Origin of the sequence: Shinella sp. H4-D48, from assembly GCF_022637395.1 — a bacterium.
GTDB classification, from domain to species: Bacteria; Pseudomonadota; Alphaproteobacteria; order Rhizobiales; family Rhizobiaceae; genus Shinella; species Shinella sedimenti.
Genome location: NZ_CP093337.1, coordinates 2,812,501 through 2,828,155, shown reverse-complemented (window position 1 = coordinate 2,828,155; position 15,655 = coordinate 2,812,501). Strand labels below are relative to the sequence as shown.

19 protein-coding genes (1 of these 19 cut by a window edge) are annotated in these 15,655 nt (G+C 60.6%); 13 read left to right on the top strand and 6 right to left on the bottom strand.

Annotation, left to right across the window (positions count from 1 at the left end; translation table 11 throughout):
• The first annotated feature begins 95 nt into the window (after positions 1-95).
• The 3 genes from MNR02_RS13920 (at position 96) to MNR02_RS13910 (ending at position 3,898) form a co-directional block, all read left to right on the top strand.
• Positions 96-1,592 carry a CoA-acylating methylmalonate-semialdehyde dehydrogenase gene (locus MNR02_RS13920; RefSeq protein ID WP_241600590.1) on the top strand — a complete coding sequence of 499 codons (1,497 nt, stop codon included), beginning with the start codon at positions 96-98 and terminating at the stop codon, positions 1,590-1,592.
• 133 nt (positions 1,593-1,725) lie between these two features.
• Positions 1,726-2,817, top strand: coding sequence for a YjgN family protein (locus tag MNR02_RS13915; RefSeq protein WP_241947216.1), 1,092 nt, complete (start codon positions 1,726-1,728; stop codon positions 2,815-2,817).
• The gene (locus MNR02_RS13910) at positions 2,807-3,898 is read left to right on the top strand and encodes a M48 family metallopeptidase (protein ID WP_241947215.1); all 1,092 of its coding nucleotides are present in this window, start codon (positions 2,807-2,809) and stop codon (positions 3,896-3,898) included. Before MNR02_RS13915 ends, MNR02_RS13910 begins: the two co-directional genes overlap by 11 nt.
• Positions 3,899-3,984: 86 nt before the next feature.
• Here the strand turns inward: MNR02_RS13910 and MNR02_RS13905 are convergent, their stop codons facing one another.
• Positions 3,985-5,028 carry a Fe(3+) ABC transporter substrate-binding protein gene (locus MNR02_RS13905; RefSeq protein WP_241947214.1) on the bottom strand — a complete coding sequence of 348 codons (1,044 nt, stop codon included), beginning with the start codon at positions 5,026-5,028 and terminating at the stop codon, positions 3,985-3,987.
• Positions 5,029-5,200: 172 nt separating this feature from the next.
• Between MNR02_RS13905 and rirA the strand changes: the two genes are divergently transcribed.
• Positions 5,201-5,665, top strand: a complete 465-nt coding sequence (gene rirA, locus MNR02_RS13900) for an iron-responsive transcriptional regulator RirA (protein WP_241600607.1) — start codon at positions 5,201-5,203, stop codon at positions 5,663-5,665.
• Between the two features lie 81 nt (positions 5,666-5,746).
• Here rirA and MNR02_RS13895 read toward each other — a convergent pair whose 3' ends face one another.
• Positions 5,747-6,151 carry a response regulator gene (locus MNR02_RS13895; RefSeq protein ID WP_241600608.1) on the bottom strand — a complete coding sequence of 135 codons (405 nt, stop codon included), beginning with the start codon at positions 6,149-6,151 and terminating at the stop codon, positions 5,747-5,749.
• Positions 6,152-6,271: 120 nt separating this feature from the next.
• On the bottom strand, positions 6,272-6,991 hold the full coding sequence (locus tag MNR02_RS13890; protein WP_241600611.1) for a LuxR family transcriptional regulator: 720 nt from the start codon (positions 6,989-6,991) through the stop codon (positions 6,272-6,274).
• A gap of 430 nt (positions 6,992-7,421) precedes the next feature.
• Here MNR02_RS13890 and MNR02_RS13885 point away from each other — a divergent pair, with 430 nt between their 5' ends.
• From MNR02_RS13885 to MNR02_RS13860, 6 genes are all read left to right on the top strand, one after another.
• Positions 7,422-9,017, top strand: coding sequence for an ABC transporter substrate-binding protein (locus MNR02_RS13885; RefSeq protein WP_241947213.1), 1,596 nt, complete (start codon positions 7,422-7,424; stop codon positions 9,015-9,017).
• 101 nt (positions 9,018-9,118) lie between these two features.
• Complete coding sequence (locus MNR02_RS13880) at positions 9,119-10,123, top strand: ABC transporter permease subunit (protein WP_241947212.1); 1,005 nt, start codon at positions 9,119-9,121, stop codon at positions 10,121-10,123.
• Between the two features lie 10 nt (positions 10,124-10,133).
• Positions 10,134-11,042 (top strand): ABC transporter permease subunit, encoded by a 909-nt coding sequence (locus MNR02_RS13875; RefSeq protein WP_241947211.1) that lies wholly within the window; start codon positions 10,134-10,136, stop codon positions 11,040-11,042.
• Complete coding sequence (locus tag MNR02_RS13870; RefSeq protein WP_241947210.1) at positions 11,042-11,896, top strand: ABC transporter ATP-binding protein; 855 nt, start codon at positions 11,042-11,044, stop codon at positions 11,894-11,896. The genes MNR02_RS13875 and MNR02_RS13870 overlap by 1 nt, the downstream gene beginning before the upstream one ends.
• Positions 11,893-12,723, top strand: coding sequence for a dipeptide ABC transporter ATP-binding protein (locus tag MNR02_RS13865; protein ID WP_241947209.1), 831 nt, complete (start codon positions 11,893-11,895; stop codon positions 12,721-12,723). The genes MNR02_RS13870 and MNR02_RS13865 overlap by 4 nt, the downstream gene beginning before the upstream one ends.
• Positions 12,724-12,845: 122 nt before the next feature.
• Positions 12,846-13,190: a RidA family protein gene (locus MNR02_RS13860; protein ID WP_241600623.1), complete on the top strand. Its 345-nt coding sequence runs from the start codon at positions 12,846-12,848 to the stop codon at positions 13,188-13,190.
• A 66-nt stretch (positions 13,191-13,256) separates the two neighbouring features.
• On the opposite strand, the gene MNR02_RS13855 is transcribed toward MNR02_RS13860, so the two are convergent.
• The gene (locus tag MNR02_RS13855; protein WP_241600625.1) at positions 13,257-14,057 is read right to left on the bottom strand and encodes a response regulator; all 801 of its coding nucleotides are present in this window, start codon (positions 14,055-14,057) and stop codon (positions 13,257-13,259) included.
• A 149-nt stretch (positions 14,058-14,206) separates the two neighbouring features.
• Between MNR02_RS13855 and MNR02_RS13850 the strand changes: the two genes are divergently transcribed.
• On the top strand, positions 14,207-14,404 hold the full coding sequence (locus tag MNR02_RS13850; protein ID WP_241947208.1) for a NepR family anti-sigma factor: 198 nt from the start codon (positions 14,207-14,209) through the stop codon (positions 14,402-14,404).
• A gap of 77 nt (positions 14,405-14,481) precedes the next feature.
• On the opposite strand, the gene MNR02_RS13845 is transcribed toward MNR02_RS13850, so the two are convergent.
• Both MNR02_RS13845 and MNR02_RS13840 read right to left on the bottom strand, forming a co-directional pair.
• Complete coding sequence (locus MNR02_RS13845; protein ID WP_241600629.1) at positions 14,482-14,742, bottom strand: YMGG-like glycine zipper-containing protein; 261 nt, start codon at positions 14,740-14,742, stop codon at positions 14,482-14,484.
• Positions 14,743-14,771: 29 nt separating this feature from the next.
• Positions 14,772-14,927, bottom strand: coding sequence for a DUF3309 family protein (locus MNR02_RS13840; RefSeq protein ID WP_134649756.1), 156 nt, complete (start codon positions 14,925-14,927; stop codon positions 14,772-14,774).
• A 192-nt stretch (positions 14,928-15,119) separates the two neighbouring features.
• On the opposite strand from MNR02_RS13840, the gene MNR02_RS13835 reads away from it, so the two are divergent.
• Positions 15,120-15,284, top strand: a complete 165-nt coding sequence (locus MNR02_RS13835) for a DUF1328 domain-containing protein (RefSeq protein ID WP_023514833.1) — start codon at positions 15,120-15,122, stop codon at positions 15,282-15,284.
• 130 nt (positions 15,285-15,414) lie between these two features.
• Positions 15,415-15,655 carry the start of a TIGR00645 family protein gene (locus MNR02_RS13830; RefSeq protein WP_241600639.1) on the top strand. 260 nt of this gene lie beyond the right edge of the window, so 241 of the gene's 501 nt are visible here — the first part of the coding sequence; the start codon lies at positions 15,415-15,417; its stop codon lies beyond the right edge, outside the window.

Here is a 15,655-nt window from a genome sequence, read left to right as displayed (position 1 = left end):
CCGACTTCAATTCTTGCACAACGGTTCCTTATCTCAGGCGATTGTGTTGTGCAAATTGAAGTGCGATCATCTGCCCATAACCAAGGAGGACTCCCATGTATCAGATCGGTCACTTTATCGACGGCAAGCAGGTGCCCGGCACCAGCGGCCGCACGGCCAATGTCTACAACCCGGCAACCGGCGAAGTGCAGGCGCAGGTCGCGCTGGCCAGCGAAGCAGAACTCCAGGCCGCCGTCGACAGCGCGAAGGCCGCGCAGCCGAAGTGGGCCGCCACCAACCCGCAGCGCCGCGCCCGCGTCTTCATGAAGTTCGTCGAACTCCTGAACAAGCATATGGACGAGCTGGCGGTTCTGATCTCCAAGGAGCATGGCAAGACGGTCGAGGACAGCAAGGGCGACGTCATCCGCGGCCTGGAAGTCTGCGAATTCGTCATCGGCATTCCGCACCTCTCCAAGAGCGAATTCACCGAAGGCGCCGGCCCGAACATCGACATGTATTCGATCCGCCAGCCGGTCGGTATCGGCGCGGGCATCACGCCGTTCAACTTCCCGGGCATGATCCCGATGTGGATGTTCGCGCCGGCCATCGCCTGCGGCAACGCCTTCATCCTGAAGCCGTCCGAGCGCGATCCGTCGCTGCCGATCCGCCTCGCCGAACTGATGATCGAGGCCGGTCTGCCGGCCGGCATCCTCAATGTCGTCAACGGCGACAAGAGCGCCGTCGATGGCCTGCTGACGCACCCGGATATCAGCGCGATCTCCTTCGTTGGTTCCACGCCGATCGCTCGTTACGTCTATGGCACGGCCGCCGCCAACGGTAAGCGCGCACAGTGCTTCGGTGGCGCTAAGAACCACATGATCATCATGCCGGATGCCGATCTCGACCAGGCCGCCAACGCCCTGATGGGCGCCGGCTACGGCTCGGCCGGCGAGCGCTGCATGGCGATCTCGGTTGCCGTTCCGGTCGGTGAGGAAACCGCCAACCGCCTGATCGACAAGCTGACGCCGATGATCGAGAGCCTGCGCATCGGCCCGTATACCGATGACAAGGCCGACATGGGCCCGGTCGTGACCAAGGAAGCCCAGACGCGCATCCTGGGCCTCATCGACAAGGGCGTCGAGGAAGGCGCCAAGCTCGTGGTCGATGGCCGCGGCTTCAAGCTGCAGGGCTATGAAGACGGCTATTTCGTCGGGGGCTGCCTGTTCGACAACGTCACGCCCGACATGGAGATCTACAAGACCGAAATCTTCGGCCCGGTTCTCTCCGTCGTTCGCGCCAAGAACTACGAAGAAGCGCTCGACCTGCCGATGAAGCACGAATACGGCAACGGCGTCGCCATCTATACCCGTGACGGCGATGCCGCCCGCGACTTCGCCAGCCGCATCAATATCGGCATGGTCGGCGTCAATGTTCCCATCCCGGTTCCGCTGGCCTACCATTCCTTCGGCGGATGGAAGTCGTCGTCCTTCGGCGACCTGAACCAGCACGGCACGGATTCCATCAAGTTCTGGACCCGTACCAAGACCGTGACGAGCCGCTGGCCCTCGGGCATCAAGGACGGCGCCGAGTTCGTCATGCCGACGATGAAGTGATCCACCCGGATTGATGATGAAGGGCTCCCTGGCGGGAGCCCTTTTGCATTGCCGCTTTTTTGTGCTTTGCGAAGAATAGGGCGGAAGTCAGGTCCGTTACCTCCGTGATCATGCATTTCGGAAGGGACAGAATATGGCATTGGCAGAATCGGCGCCGCCCGCCGCCACGGCAGGCGTGTTCTATCGCATCGGGTTTACCGGCAGGGCTTCGGAGTATTTCGGTATCTGGATCGTCAATGTTCTCCTGACGATCCTCACGCTCGGTATCTATTCGGCCTGGGCGAAGGTAAGGCGTAACCGCTACTTCTACGGCAACACCGTGCTGCTTGGCCGCTCCTTCGAATATCACGCGCGTGGCCTGCAGATCCTTATCGGCCGCCTGATCTTGATCGGAGCGATCGCCGTGCTCAACCTCGTCGGCTTTTTGAACCCGTTTCTGGCCCTGTTGCCGGCGATTGCCTTTCTCATCGCGCTGCCGTGGCTGGTCGCCAGGGGCCTGCGCTTCAGCGCGCGGGTGACGAGCTACCGCAATGTGCGCTTCGATTTCGTCGGCGGCCCCGGCGGGGCTTTCAAGGCATTTATTCTCGGCGGCCTGATCGCCACCCTTACGCTCGGTATCCTCACGCCGCTCGCCAGCCGCTGGGTGGCGCGCTATGTCGGCTCCAATCTGCGTTACGGTGGGAAGGCTTTTGATACTGATCCGAAGTTCGGCCCGCTGTTCAAGGCGTGGCTGATGTCGGCCGGTGTGGCAGTCGCTGGCCTTGTTGTCGTTGCAGGCTTCGTGGCCCTTAACTTGGAGGCGATTGTCGGTGCGATTGCGGGTTCGTCGGCTGCAGGCCAGATCTCCTTCTCGATCTGGCATATTTTCATCGTCGTCGCCTATATCGGCTTTTTCGCCCTGTTCGGCGTGGTGGGGCTCTTCTATCGTGCCGCCGTGCGCAACATCGTCTGGTCGTCGACGACTTTCGACGGCCGGCACAGGCTGCTGAGCGACATGTCGCGGACACGCTACACCTGGATCGCAATCTCGAACGTTATCGTGACGATCCTGACCCTCGGCCTGATGCGGCCATGGGCGGCGGTGCGTCTGGCGCGCTACACCTATGAACACACCGGCGTCACCTTCGTTGGCGATATCGGCGAATTGTTCAGCGTTATCGAGGCGCAGGGATCGGCTGTCGGCGCCGAGTTCATGGACTTCGAAGGATTCGATTTTGGCTTCTGAACCCGTTGCCAACGCCGGTGGGGCCATTGCCAAAGGAGACTGGCACCCCGCCGGCTCCAGCCGTTCCGTAGAAGCCCTGCTTGTCGAAGGGGCGGGGGAAGTCCTCGCCCAGCCGGCCGCAGGCGGCAAGGCGCTTGCCGGCGCCGGTCTCTCGTGGCTGGACATATCCAGCCGCGTCGGGTCCATTCCCCGCCGCGTGACCTTTCCCGACGGATCGATCTTCGAGACGTGGGACAATGACGGCATAGACCGCTATCTCGCCATGCGCGGCAAGGGCGGAGCCGGTTTCGTGCATTGGCTGGAGCAGTTCCGCCTGCGCCTGATGGTCATCGTGCTCGTCGCCTTCGCGCTTGGCAGCGTCATCTACCGCTGGGGTGTTCCCGCCCTTGTTGAGGTTGCCATGCTGACGACGCCGCCCATGGTTCCGCAACTCATGGGGCAGGGGACATTGGCGACGCTCGACAAGACGACGTTTTCCCAGACGAAGCTGCCCGAGGCGCGCCGCAAGGAAATTATCGACGGTTTCGCCAGGATTGCCGCCCAGTCGCCACGCGGTGCCAAGGCTTACAATCTCAACTTCCGCGATGGCGGTTTCATCGGGCCGAATGCCTTCGCTCTGCCCGATGGGACGCTTGTTATCACCGACCAGCTGGTGGAACTGGCGGGCACCGACACGGAAATGCTGGTCGGCGTGCTGGCCCACGAGATCGGCCATGTCGAACTCGAGCACAGCCTGCGGCAGTTCTATCGCGCTGCGGGCATGACCGGCCTCATCATGCTGATCGCCGGTGATGTCGGCTCGGCGATGGAGGACGTGCTGGTGCAGGGCGGCGGCCTTCTGGCCTTGTCCTATTCGCGGGCGGCGGAAGCGGAGGCCGATCGGCGCTCGGTCGAGCTGATGGCGAAGGCCGGCTACGATCCGGCGGCGATTGCCCGGTTCTTCGGCCTGCTGGAGGAGAAGCTGGGTGACAGGTCGAACACCAGCCTCCTCTCGACGCATCCGGGTACGCCGGAGCGCAAGAAGGACATCACTGATTACGCGCGGATCATTTCCGGCCAGTCGGACCCGGACCTTCAGTAAGGCACCACGACACCGGCAGCGAGGGACGGAAAACAAAAACGGCGGCCAGAGGCCGCCGTTTCCGTTTGCCTTGGGAGGCAGGGATATTACTGCGAAGGGCCGTCGTTGTAGCCGACCTTGTCGACGAGCTCCGAGGCCTTCTTGCGATTGGCCGCGATTTCCGACAGCGGCAGCGGATCGGCCTTGAGCGTGCCGAAGGCCTTGACCACGTCGGAGGGCTCGGCGCCCGGCAGAACCGGATATTCGTAGACCTGCTCGGCATAGATCTGCTGCGCGGTGCCGGCCGACAGGAATTCCATCAGCTTGAGCGCGTTGTCCTTGTTCGGGGCGTTCTTGGCCATGGCCATGCCGGAAACATTGACGTGCGCACCGCGGTCGTTGACGTTCGGGAAGAGCACCTTGATGGCAGCTGCCCATTCCTTCTGTTCCGGCTCCTTCTCGTTGGTCTGCATGAGACCGACATAGTAGGAGTTGCCAAGCGCGAGGTCGCATTCGCCGGCGAGGATTGCTTTCGCCTGGTCGCGGTCGCCGCCGTCGGGCTTGCGGGCGAGGTTGTTCTTCAGGCCCGTCAGCCACTTTTCGGTTTCGGCTTCGCCGTGATGGGCGATCATGGAGGCGATCAGGCCGATATTGTAGGAGTGCTGGCCGTCACGGGTGCAGATCTTGCCTTTCCACTTCGGATCGGCAAGTTCCTCATAGGTGATTTCGTTCTGCTCAACGCGATCCTTCGAGGCGTAGACGACGCGCGAACGGGTGGTCAGGCCGAACCAGTCGCCGTCGGGATCGCGATACTGCGTCGGGATGTCCTTGTTGATGACGTCGCTCTGGACCGGCTGCGTGACGCCACCATCCTTGGCTTCGGTGAGACGCGAAATGTCCACGGTCAGGATGACGTCGGCCGGTGAATTGGCACCTTCCGCCTGGATTCGCTCGACAAGACCCTTGTCGAGAAACAGCACGTTGGTTGCGATGCCGGTTTCCTTGGTGAATTCGTCGAGCAGCGGCTTGATCAGGTCCGGCTGGCGATAGGAATAGATGTTGACTTCACCGTCTGCGTGCGCCGGTGCCGCAGTGGCGAGACCAGCGGCCGAGAGGGCAAGGGCGGCGAGAGAAGTCTTGAGCAGTTGCATCGGGTCCTCCTGGTGCATTATTCTTTACTGCAAAAGTCTCCTTTAAAGGCTTGCCAACCGCAGTCAACTGTACCCATCATAACATGACTGTGATTTTCCGCTTTTTGGAATTGTTCTAAACCACGAAGTGCCCTATATGTGATCTCACTGAAACCCGGATTCGGAGTTCCCGATGCGTCTGACGAAACAAACCAACTATGCCGTACGCATGTTGATGTACTGTGCGGCGAATGGTGACAGGCTCAGCCGCATCCCCGAGATTGCCAGGGCCTATGGTGTTTCCGAACTATTCCTCTTCAAGATCCTCCAGCCGCTGACGCGTGCAGGCATCATCGAGACCGTTCGTGGCCGCAATGGCGGCGTGCGTCTGCCCAAGCCTGCCAGCGAAATCACGCTGTTCGACGTGGTGCGTGTGACCGAGGATTCCTTCGCCATGGCGGAATGCTTCGAGGCAGGCGAGATCGAGTGCCCGCTGGTCGACAGCTGTGGTCTGAACGCGGCGCTGCGCAAGGCGCTGAACGCCTTCTTCGAGGTGCTCCAGCAGTACACCATCGACGATCTTGTGAAGGCGCGCCCGCAAATCGGGATGCTGCTCGGTTTGGAAGCGACGGCGGCAGCCCGCCAGCCTGCAGCCTGAATTCAGGCTTCCGCCTTCGGCGCTCCCTCCGCAATGGGGATCGCTTCTTGGCGTTAAAATCCACTATAAACGAATTGCTTGCTAGCCAGCGCTTGCTTCGCGCCGGACGTATTCCCGCAGGAGGAATTCGATCGCGGTAGGATCGAGTTCGGCCTTGTCGATACGGAAGTCGACCCCGTAGTCGTCGATTTTCTGAAAATAGGCGTCGCTGATCGATGACGAGATGACGCCGACCGGGCCGATATAACCGGCGCGGCGCAGTTCCGGCACGGTTTCCCGGAAATCGGCCTGCGGTTGAAGCCGGTTGTCCATCAGGATCATATCCAGTGCGATGCCCGAGGAGCGGATGAAATCCAGCGCCCCATCGATCGTTTCCACATAGTGCAGAGTGATCGCGTAGCTCGTGACCTTGCGCATCAGAGCGCTGAGAATGACGTTTTCAGCCGGGTCGTCATCAACGAGCAGAATATTTACGTGTGCTGCCATGGTGGGAATGAACCTGTTTGCGAACGCTTTGGTCTCGCCGCGACTACTCTTGTCCAGACGGTGAATATTAACAAGTCCCTAAGTCTACTATCCCAAACGCTGTACCATTCTCTTACAGTGTTACTGGATGATCTGTTCGCGGATCGCCTTGGCCACCATCTGCGTGCGATTGACCACATCGAGCTTCTTCAGGATCGTCGCGGTGTGCGAGTTGACCGTATGCTCCGAGACCGAGACGATAAGCGCGATCTCGCTGGCGGTCTTGCCGTAGGAAATCCAGCGCAGGATCTCCGTTTCGCGTGGCGTGAGGCCCATGCCCGCCTTGTTGGCGAGGACCTGTCGATGAAAATAGTCGAAGGCGCAGGCCGCCTCGTAGCAGATCTCGAAATGCTCGGTTCTGCCTATGTCATCGCCATCGCCAAGAAACAGAATCACAAACCGCGTCCCGGCGACAGAGTGGACCGGCACGGACAGCGCCATGTCGAACCCGATCTGGTCGAGAAAACTTTCATGCGGACTGCCTTGGTCCGCGGCACGATCTCCATCACGCCAGACCGTGGAGATCGTGGAGACGTAGAAGCTCTTGAAGAGGTCGCTGTCGTTGAAGCGATGGCGCTTGTCATAGGCTTCGGCAAGGCCGGCGGGCAGGTCGTGCAGCGTCAGCCGCTGCGCCAGCAAGCTCGTCTCATGCTCGTTCGTCAGCTGCAGCACGCCAAAATGCTCGAAGCCGTACCGAAGAGCCATCGTGTGAAAGATACGGAAGAAATCGACACGGTTGAGAGCCTTCTCAAGGTCGCTTTCAAAATCATACCTTCTGAAATGTTCGTTCAATGCAATCACGTGGCGTCCACCCCCAGAGTCCACGTGAGCAATCTAACGCCGCAATCTCTGGCAGCAAAGGGTTTTGCGGGACAAATTCATGGTGTCTCTCCAGTTTTCTCGGAGATATCAGCGCAATGTGTTGAGTTGTATGGATAATTTAAGTTGGGGCCGTGTGGTGCCGCTTCCAGTCTACGCTGTGGTGTATTGCCGCCCCGCCAGTCAGAAATGGAAGCATAACATGTGACGGGAATGCCCGGTTCCGCGGGACCTGCGACCAGTATCGAGGCTGTGGAGAAGGATGTTCTTCCGGTTTTTTCCGTTTGGACAAAATTGTGGTCCGACTTATTGCAATCCGGCGGCAAATGTCGTTCCATCCAGCCCAAGGCTGGCGCAGGACATGCGCATGAGCCTGACAAGAGAACAAAAAAGCAAACCTGGGAAGCTCACTATGAAAAAGCTGACTACTCTCCTCGCAGCGACGGCGCTCGCCTCGATGATGGCGACGGCCGCCTGGTCGAAGACTCTGGTCTATTGCTCGGAAGCGTCGCCGGAAGGTTTCGACCCCGGCCTTTACACCGGCGGTCAGACCTTCGATGCCGCATCGCGCACCGCCTATAACCGCCTCGTCGAGTTCAAGCATGGCAGCACCGAACTGGAGCCGGGCCTCGCCGAGAGCTGGGAAGTTTCGGCTGACGGCAAGGAATACACCTTCAAGCTTCGCCCGGGCGTCAAGTTCCAGACGACCGAATACTTCACACCGACCCGCGAGCTGAACGCCGACGACGTCATCTTCTCGTTCGAGCGCCAGTACAAGGAAGACAATGCCTGGAACAAGTATGTTGCCGGCGCTTCCTGGGAATACTTCGCGGGCATGGGCTTCCCGGAACTCATCGAAAAGATCGAGAAAGTCGACGATCTCACAGTCAAGTTCGTGCTGAAGCGTCCCGAAGCGCCGTTCCTGGCGAACCTCGGCATGGACTTCGCCTCGATCCTCTCCAAGGAATATGCCGACAAGCTGCAGGCTGACGGCAAGATGGAGCTTCTGAACCAGCAGCCGCTTGGCACCGGTCCGTTCACCTTCGTCGCCTACCAGACCGACGCGGCGATCCGCTACAAGGCCAACCAGGACTACTGGAACGGCAAGCAGCCGGTCGACGACCTCGTCTTCGCCATCACTACGGACGCTGCCGTTCGTGCGCAGAAGCTGAAGGCCGGTGAGTGCCACATCATGGCCTATCCGAATGCGGCTGACGTGGAAGAGCTCAAGAAGGATGAGAACCTGACGGTTGTCGAGCAGGAAGGCCTTAACGTCGCCTACCTCGCCTACAACACGCTGGTTCCGCCGTTCGACAAGGTCGAGGTCCGCAAGGCACTCAACATGGCCGTTAACCGCCAGGCCATCGTCGACGCCGTTTTCCAGGGCGCGGCGACAGTTGCAAAGAACCCGATCCCGCCGACCATGTGGTCGTACAATAATGCCGTCGAAGACGACAAGTACGATCCGGAAGCGGCCAAGAAGATGCTCGAAGACGCTGGCGTCTCCGGCCTCAAGATGAAGATCTGGGCCATGCCGGTCGCCCGTCCGTACATGCTGAACGCGCGTCGTGCAGCAGAACTGATGCAGGCCGACCTCGCCAAGATCGGCGTCGAGGCCGAGATCGTCTCCTACGAATGGGCCGAGTACCTGAAGCTCTCGTCCGCCAAGGACCGCGACGGCGCGGCCATCCTGGGCTGGACGGGTGACAACGGCGACCCGGACAACTTCCTCGATACCCTGCTCGGCTGCGATGCCGTGGGCGGCAACAACCGCGCTCAGTGGTGCAACGAGGAGTTCGATGCGCTGGTGACCAAGGCGAAGGAAACCGCCGACATCGGCGAGCGTACGAAGCTCTATGAACAGGCGCAGGTCGTGTTCAAGCGCGAGGCGCCCTGGAACACGCTGGACCACTCGCTCGTCGTCGTTCCCATGAGCAAGAAGGTCACGGGCTTCAAGATGGACCCGCTCGGCATTCACCGCTTTGACGGTGTCGATATCGCCGAGTAAGATCGCACGGAAGAACGGCACGCCGCAAAGAGCGTGCAATGGCCGGCGGCCCGAGATTTTCGGGCCGCCGGTTTTTCAAAAATAAGAAGGGATTGGCTCCCATGTTTCGCTTTATCTTCGGACGGCTCGCCGTCCTGATACCCACGTTCCTCGGGGTATCGATCATCGCGTTCTCCTTCATTCGACTTCTGCCGGGCGACCCGGTCATGCTGATGTCGGGCGAACGCGTGATGTCGCCGGAACGGCATACCCAGATCATGCACCAGCTGGGGCTCGATCGGCCGATATACATCCAGTACTTCGATTATCTCACCGGCCTGCTCACCGGCGACTTCGGTTCGTCCATCGTGACCAAGCGCCCGGTTCTGGACGATTTCCTGCAGCTCTTTCCGGCGACGCTGGAACTGGCGTTCTGTGCGATCATTTTCGCGGTGCTGCTCGGCATTCCCGCCGGCGTCTTTGCTGCGGTGAAGCGTGGAACCTGGCTGGACCAATCGATCATGGGCGTCGCGCTGATCGGATATTCGATGCCGATCTTCTGGTGGGGGCTTCTGCTCATCATCTTCTTCTCCGGCTATCTCGGCTGGACACCGGTTTCGGGGCGCATATCCTTCATGTACTTCTTCCCGCAGGTGACGGGGTTCATGCTGATCGACAGCCTGATCTCTGGGCAGGCGGGCGCCTTCAAGTCAGCGGTGACCTATCTGATCCTGCCGACAACCGTGCTGGCGACGATCCCGCTGGCGGTCATCGCACGCCAGACGCGTTCGGCCATGCTCGAGGTGCTCGGCGAGGACTATGTCCGCACCGCCCGCGCCAAGGGTCTTTCGCCGTTCCGCGTGATCGGCGTGCACGCCCTGCGCAATGCCATGATCCCCGTCATCACCACGATCGGCCTGCAGGTCGGCGTACTGCTTGCGGGCGCCATTCTCACGGAATCGATCTTCTCCTGGCCGGGCATCGGCAAGTGGATGGTCGATAGCGTCTTCAAGCGCGACTATGCCGTGGTGCAGGGTGGCCTGATGCTGATTGCCGGCGTCATCATGATCGTCAACCTCGTGGTCGACCTGCTTTACGGCTGGATCAACCCGCGCATCCGGCACTAGGAGACGGCCCATGAGCATCGTTCAGAACACGGCCGAAACCAAGACGGGTGGCACGCCGCCCTCCGGCCTTTCCGAATTCTGGTATTACTTCTCACGCAACAAGGGCGCCGTCATCGGCCTCTTTGTCTTCCTCTTTATCCTGTTCATGGCGATCTTCGCGCCCTTGGTTGCTCCGCACAGTCCGAGCATCCAGAATCGTGACCTTCTCCTCATGCCCCCGGTATTCCAGCAGGGCGGCAGTTGGGGGCACATCCTAGGCACGGATGCAGTCGGGCGCGACATCCTTTCGCGCATCATCTACGGCGCGCGCTTCTCGCTGTTCATCGGCCTTGTCGTCGTCACTTTGTCGGTGGTCTCGGGCGTGCTGATCGGTCTCGTCGCGGGCTATTTCCGCGGGAAGGTCGACACCTTCATCATGCGCATCATGGACATCATCCTGGCGTTTCCCTCGCTGTTGCTGGCGCTCGTGCTGGTGGCTGTTCTGGGACCGGGCCTGGTCAACGCCATGATCGCCATTTCGCTCGTCAACCAGCCGCACTTCGTGCGCCTGACGCGCGCGGCGGTGATGACCGAAAAGTCGAAGGACTATGTCGTCGGCTCGAAGGTCGCCGGCGCGGGCACGCTGCGCCTGATGTTCCTGACCATTTTGCCCAACTGTCTGGCACCGCTGATCGTCCAGGCAACGCTCGCCTTCTCGGCGGCGATCCTCGACGCGGCGGCACTCGGCTTCCTCGGCATGGGCGCCCAGCCGCCGACGCCGGAATGGGGCACGATGCTCGCCGAAGCGCGTGAATTCATCCAGCGCGCCTGGTGGGTCGTCACGTTCCCCGGCCTTGCCATCCTTATCACCGTGCTTGCCATCAACCTCATGGGTGACGGCCTGCGCGACGCCCTCGATCCCAAGCTGAAGAGGTCGTGATGTCGCTTCTCGAAGTCAAAAACCTCACCGTCGAATTCCAGACGGCCTCCGGCCCCTTCCGCGCCGTGGACGGTGTCTCGCTCAAGGTCGACGATGGCGAGGTTCTCGCCATCGTTGGTGAATCCGGTTCGGGCAAGTCGGTCTCCATGCTCGCCGCCATGGGGCTTCTGCCCTGGACGGCGAAGGTGACGGCGGACGTTCTGACCTTCAACGGCCGTGACATGCGGGCGATGTCGGATGCAGAGCGCCGCAAGATCATCGGCAAGGACATCGCCATGATCTTCCAGGAACCGATTGCCAGCCTCAACCCGTGCTTCACGGTCGGTTACCAGATCGAGGAAGTCCTGCGTATCCACACGGATCTCTCGCGCAAGGCACGGCGGGACCGGGCAATCGAACTCTTCCAGTCCGTCGGTATTCCGAACCCGGAAGAGCGCCTCGGCCACTTCCCGCACCAGATGTCGGGCGGTCAGTGCCAGCGTGTAATGATCGCGACGGCGCTTGCCTGCAATCCGAAGCTCCTGATCGCCGACGAGCCGACCACCGCGCTCGACGTGACGATCCAGAAGCAGATCCTCGACCTCCTGATGAATCTCCAGGCCGAACACGGCATGGGCCTCATCATCATTACCCACGACATGGGCGTTGTCGCCGAAACAGCCGACCGCGTCATCGTGCAGTACAAGGGCCGCCAGATAGAGGAAGCGGATGTGCTGTCGCTCTTCTCGGCTCCGAAAAGCGTCTACACCAAGGCCCTTCTGGCAGCTTTGCCGGAAAACGCAACGGGCGGACGCCTGCCGACGATCACGGAAAAGCTGACCGACGCCGAGATTTTCGCGGGAGCCTTGCGATGAGCCCAGTTCTCGAAGCCAAGAATCTGAAGCGTGACTACCATATCCCCGGCGGTATGCTGAAACCGTCCAAGACCGTTCATGCCGTCAAGGGCGTGAGCTTCAAGGTCGAGCAGGGCAAGACGCTCGCCATCGTCGGCGAAAGCGGCTGCGGCAAGTCCACCGTGGCACGCATGATCACGATGATCGACCCGATCACCTCGGGCGAAATGCTCATCGACGGCCGCAGGATCGACATTGCCAGCGAGCCGCTGACGCCGGAAATGCGCAGCAAGGTGCAGATCGTCTTCCAGAACCCTTATGGTTCGCTCAATCCGCGCAAGAAGATCGGCGACATCCTCACCGAGCCGCTGGTCATCAACACCAAGGTCCCGGCCGGTGAGCGGCGCGATCGGGCCATGGCGATGCTCAGGAAGGTCGGCCTCGAGGAGAAGCATTACGGGCGCTACCCGCACATGTTCTCCGGGGGCCAGCGTCAGCGTGTGGCCATCGCCCGCGCGCTGATGCTTAATCCACGCCTTCTGGTGCTGGACGAGCCGGTTTCCGCGCTCGATCTGTCGGTGCAGGCGCAGGTGCTCAACCTGCTCGCGGATCTGCAGGACGAGTTCCAGCTGACCTATGTCTTCATCAGTCATGACCTTTCGGTCGTGCGCCATATCGCCGACGATGTGATGGTGATGTATTTCGGTGAGGCCGTTGAATATGGCAGCCGCGACCAGGTCTTCGACGACCCGCAGCACGATTACACCAAGACGCTGTTTGCCGCGACGCCTCGCGTTGACGTGGACGCCATTCGCGCCCGGATCGAACGGCGCAAACGCGTCGCGTGACGCGACAATCCGCCGGCCGGATCCGTGCCGGCGGATTTTGCCACTGGCGTCGCTGCCGGCGGCCCCGTATAGACGGCTACCGCTTTTGCGGACAGATTTCCCACACCTGACAGGAACGAGACATGGACATCAAACGCTTTGAAACCGGCCCGCGCATGAGCCAGGCCGTCGTGCACAATGGCACCGTATATCTGGCCGGTCAGGTCGGCGAAGCCGGCTCCGATGTTGCCGAACAGACGAAGCAGGCCCTGGCTGAAGTGGACCGCCTGCTGGCGCTTGCCGGAACTGACAAGACCCGCATCCTCTCCGCCCAGATCTGGCTGGCCGACATGGCAGACTTCTCCAAGATGAACGCCGTCTGGGACGCCTGGGCGCCGCAGGGCCACACGCCGGCCCGCGCCACCGGCGAATCCAAGCTCGCCACGCCGGATTACCTGGTCGAAGTCATCGTCGTCGCTGCACTTTGAGTTCGGCAACGAGACTGAAATGAAAAAGGCCCGCGCAAGCGGGCCTTTTTGTTGGAGCCTGTCGTGTCAGGCCGATTTCGACAGGCGGGACTGCTCATCGAAGAACAGGGCCTGACTGATCAGCGCCTTCACCATGTCCGGATTGAACGGCTTGGTGACAAGGAAGGCCGGTTCCGGCTTTTCGCCCGTCAGCAGGCGTTCCGGGAAGGCGGTGATGAAGATCACCGGGATCGTGCTGGTCTTGAGGATGTCGTTGACCGCATCGATCCCCGAGCTGCCGTCGGCGAGCTGGATATCGGCCAGCACCATGCTAGGCGCGGTACGATTGTAGAGCTCCACGGCTTCCGCATGCGTGCGGGCGATACCCGTCACGTTGTGGCCGAGACCCCGCACCATGTCCTCGATGTCCATGGCGATCAGCGGCTCGTCCTCGATGATCATGATATCGGTCGCGACCTGGCTGGAAATATCGCGGGACGCTTCTTCCAGAAGTGCGGCGAACTCTTCTTCCGAAACGTCGAGAATATCGGCGCCCTCTGCGACGTCGAAGCCTTCGACGGCAACAAGCAGGAAGGCCTTGCGCTCTGCCGGCGGCAGATTGGCAAGGTTGGCCGCGGCCTGCCGCTCCCAGCCGAATGGAGAGGTGTTTTCCGGCAGCGCGATGTCGAGGTTCTCGAACAGCGTGCAATAGAGCCGGTAAAGGGCATTCCGATCGCTACGGCCCTGCGGATAAAGGGATATATCGGCGACGAGCGCTTCCAGCATGGCGGCCACATAGGCATCGCCGGATGTCTGGGAACCCGTCACAGCCCGGGAAAAACGCCTCAAATAGGCGAGATGCGGTGCGATACGGGTGGACAGTGACATTTCGTTCTCCCTGAGTGTGTTCCTCATCGGAACAGTTTCCGCTAGAGTTCATTATACGGAAACCAATTGGTAGCATGCTGGCGCTGAGTGACTATTGGTAATGTTGGGCAAAAGGAAGATAACGGGCGGTAGACGATGGAAGCAAGACCATGATCGAGCCCGGTAAGAACAAGAGTGAGACCGATGGCCTTGCCGCGGACACGACGTCCTTCGACCCCAACGGCCCGATTGGCCGCAAGCTCAAGTCTTTTTATGACGTGATTGAAACGGAAGCTGTGCCGGACCGTCTTCTCGACCTTCTGGAGAAGCTCGACGAAGCAGAGCGCAAGGCAACGGGCGGGTCCTGACGGCATTCAACGTTCCTGATGGCAGACACCAAGAAACGGGCCGGCAGGCCCGTTTCTTGTTTTCGTAGCGATGAGGCTCAGCGGCAACGGGCTTCGTAGCGGTGGCCGCGACGGTCGCGATAAACGCAGTAGCCGCTACGGTCGGAGCGGGCGATCAGGTATCCGGCGGTGCCGCCTACGGCTGCACCCACCAGCGCCCCTCCGGCGCGACCGGTCACCGCACCACCAATAATGGCGCCGGATGCAGCGCCGATAGCGGTGCCGCGTTCGGTCTGGCTGCATGCGGAAAGCGTGATGGTCGAGGCCACGAGGGCGAGGGCTACTATGGTCTTCTTCATGGTTCCGGCTCCGGTCTTGGGTTTCTTGGTCAGATACGTCCCATCAGGACAAGGATAAGAAGGATGACGACGATGAGGCCCAGGCCGCCGGACGGGCCGTAGCCCCAGCTGCGGCTGTATCCCCAATTCGGCAGGGCGCCGATCAGAAGAAGGATCAGGATGACGAGGAGAATGGTGCCGAGCATGTATGCGTCCTTTCATGTCCCACGCAGTCGAGCGATGGCATGAAAACGCCGCAATTCGAAATTTGTTCCAGAAAATATGACAGGCGCAATCGACCAGTCCGCTTTCACGCGCCGAGTTGTGGTGTTCGTCATCGGCGCGGAACTTTTTTCTAGGGCCTTCGTTTTCCTGCCATCAACGGAAGGAGTTCGAAAATGCTTTATTACGCTGTCGTCTTTCTCGTGATCGCACTCGTTGCCGGTCTTCTTGGCTTTGGCGGCATCGCCGGTGCCTCTGCCGGTATCGCGCAGATCCTGTTCTTTGTCTTCCTTGCCCTTCTGGTGCTTTCGCTCATTGCGGGCCTGTTCCGTAGGGCATAAGGCGAACATGGATTAAGACAATAAAAAGCGGCGTCCAAGGACGCCGCTTTTTGCATTTCAAGCCGTCTTGCGGGCTTCATCGGCATTGGCTAGTCATCGCGGTGTCCCTCAATTCCTGTGAGTCCCACCGATGAAATCCCTTGAACTTCTGGTCGAGCGCATCATCCTGTCGAGCCGCTGGGTGCTGGTCGTGTTCTATCTCGGCCTTGTCGCGGCGTTGGGCGTCTATGCCCTGTCCTTTCTTTCGAAGTTCATCAAGGTCGCAAAGAACGTGTTCGTCTATGATGATGCGGAGATGATTCTTGCGATGCTCGGCCTGATTGATGCCGCGCTCGTCGCGAGCCTGATCCTGATGGTAATGATCGCAGGCT

Coding starts and splice junctions, on each gene's coding strand:
- MNR02_RS13875 (WP_241947211.1), top strand. CDS start 10,134: ATGAGCATCGTTCAGAACACGGCCGAAACCAAGACGGGTGGCACGCCG.
- MNR02_RS13835 (WP_023514833.1), top strand. CDS start 15,120: ATGCTTTATTACGCTGTCGTCTTTCTCGTGATCGCACTCGTTGCCGGT.
- MNR02_RS13855 (WP_241600625.1), bottom strand. CDS start 14,057: ATGTCACTGTCCACCCGTATCGCACCGCATCTCGCCTATTTGAGGCGT.
- MNR02_RS13905 (WP_241947214.1), bottom strand. CDS start 5,028: ATGCAACTGCTCAAGACTTCTCTCGCCGCCCTTGCCCTCTCGGCCGCT.
- MNR02_RS13860 (WP_241600623.1), top strand. CDS start 12,846: ATGGACATCAAACGCTTTGAAACCGGCCCGCGCATGAGCCAGGCCGTC.
- MNR02_RS13845 (WP_241600629.1), bottom strand. CDS start 14,742: ATGAAGAAGACCATAGTAGCCCTCGCCCTCGTGGCCTCGACCATCACG.
- MNR02_RS13895 (WP_241600608.1), bottom strand. CDS start 6,151: ATGGCAGCACACGTAAATATTCTGCTCGTTGATGACGACCCGGCTGAA.
- MNR02_RS13840 (WP_134649756.1), bottom strand. CDS start 14,927: ATGCTCGGCACCATTCTCCTCGTCATCCTGATCCTTCTTCTGATCGGC.
- rirA (WP_241600607.1), top strand. CDS start 5,201: ATGCGTCTGACGAAACAAACCAACTATGCCGTACGCATGTTGATGTAC.
- MNR02_RS13880 (WP_241947212.1), top strand. CDS start 9,119: ATGTTTCGCTTTATCTTCGGACGGCTCGCCGTCCTGATACCCACGTTC.
- MNR02_RS13870 (WP_241947210.1), top strand. CDS start 11,042: ATGTCGCTTCTCGAAGTCAAAAACCTCACCGTCGAATTCCAGACGGCC.
- MNR02_RS13885 (WP_241947213.1), top strand. CDS start 7,422: ATGAAAAAGCTGACTACTCTCCTCGCAGCGACGGCGCTCGCCTCGATG.
- MNR02_RS13850 (WP_241947208.1), top strand. CDS start 14,207: ATGATCGAGCCCGGTAAGAACAAGAGTGAGACCGATGGCCTTGCCGCG.
- MNR02_RS13865 (WP_241947209.1), top strand. CDS start 11,893: ATGAGCCCAGTTCTCGAAGCCAAGAATCTGAAGCGTGACTACCATATC.
- MNR02_RS13920 (WP_241600590.1), top strand. CDS start 96: ATGTATCAGATCGGTCACTTTATCGACGGCAAGCAGGTGCCCGGCACC.
- MNR02_RS13915 (WP_241947216.1), top strand. CDS start 1,726: ATGGCATTGGCAGAATCGGCGCCGCCCGCCGCCACGGCAGGCGTGTTC.